The following is a 582-nucleotide window of genomic DNA, read 5'->3' as shown; positions in this document are numbered from 1 at the left end:
GTCGCAGCACATAGTAAGCGCCATTGTTGCCGTCGTTGGACATGATATCGCCAGTCGTTACATCATAGCCGGACAGGCGAGTGTCTACTACTTTATCGGCCAAAATCATACGGGACGGCTCATTACCGATCGTATCCAGAACATGAATGTTGCGGTTTGCGTCATGGAATGTGCCGCGAACGTGCTTGCCGTCACGCGGAAGCTGCTGCAGGTGCGGAAGCTCAGCTAGAACATCTTTGTCAGCATCTACAACAACGACGCTGAATTTAATCGGTGCCGAAGTGGACACGTCAGAATACATCGTTACCACTCGGTCTTGCGCCAGCTTAACGTCGCTCAGTTTGCTAAGCACGACACGGCTTTCACCTGCTGGAATTTTCGTTACTTTGTTCAAGGATGGCTGCGTGCGGCCAAACAGATAGTTGCCGACAGCAGCTTTACCTGTTTGCGATACATATGGTGCAGGACCGCCAACGCCAACGCGTTCCTCAGTTACTGTAGCTTCTTCAGCATTTTCGTTTGTTGCAATGATATAGATACGAACCGGATTCGCTCGGTTGTTCTGATTGTGAGTCAAGAAAC

General features: G+C 50.2%; 1 protein-coding gene. It reads right to left on the bottom strand.

The window, feature by feature from the left end; all coding sequences use genetic code 11:
- The coding region (locus tag TX77_RS13895; RefSeq protein WP_044505097.1) for a hypothetical protein at positions 1-582 on the bottom strand (582 nt) is incomplete at both ends.

Origin of the sequence: Megasphaera massiliensis (assembly GCF_000455225.1) — a bacterium.
Lineage (GTDB): Bacteria > Bacillota > Negativicutes > Veillonellales > Megasphaeraceae > Megasphaera > Megasphaera massiliensis.
Note: the sequence above shows the minus strand (reverse complement) of the source record. Positions and strands in the feature narration are given on the sequence as shown.